The sequence below is a fragment of the Sporolactobacillus putidus genome (assembly GCF_014647035.1).
GTDB classification, from domain to species: domain Bacteria; phylum Bacillota; class Bacilli; order Bacillales; family Sporolactobacillaceae; genus Sporolactobacillus; species Sporolactobacillus putidus.
Window position 1 is genome coordinate 208,854 of record NZ_BMOK01000005.1, and the last position, 452, is coordinate 209,305.

A 452-nucleotide genomic window follows, 5' to 3' on the forward strand; every position below is an offset into this window, starting at 1 on the left:
AGCGTATGTATCGGGAGACTATGTGCAGAAACCCGGGAGCACAAGTTCGTCGCCTGCGCCCACGCCGCAAGTACAGTACACCGGAACGACAACGGACGACCTGAACGTGAGGACGGGAGCGTCGGTGGGCAGCCAGTGGCTGGCTACACTGGCCAAAGGGACACAGGTAGACGTGGTCGGGACAAGCGGGAACTGGCTCCAGATCGCATATAAAGGCGGAATAGCGTACGTATCGGGAGACTATGTGCAGAAACCCGGGAGCACAAGTTCGTCGCCTGCGCCCACGCCGCAAGTACAGTACACCGGGACAACAACGGACGACCTGAACGTAAGGACGGGAGCGTCGGTGGGCAGCCAGTGGCTGGCCACGCTGGCCAAAGGGACACAGGTGAACGTGGTCGGGGCGAGCGGGAACTGGCTCCAGATCGCATATAAAGGCGGAACAGCGTATG

At 60.8% G+C, this 452-nt stretch carries 1 protein-coding gene; it reads left to right on the forward strand.

Going from position 1 to position 452, the window contains the following annotated elements:
• Positions 1-124: 124 nt before the first annotated feature.
• The coding region (locus tag IEX81_RS07975) for an SH3 domain-containing protein (RefSeq protein WP_229727523.1) at positions 125-452 on the forward strand (328 nt) is incomplete at its 3' end.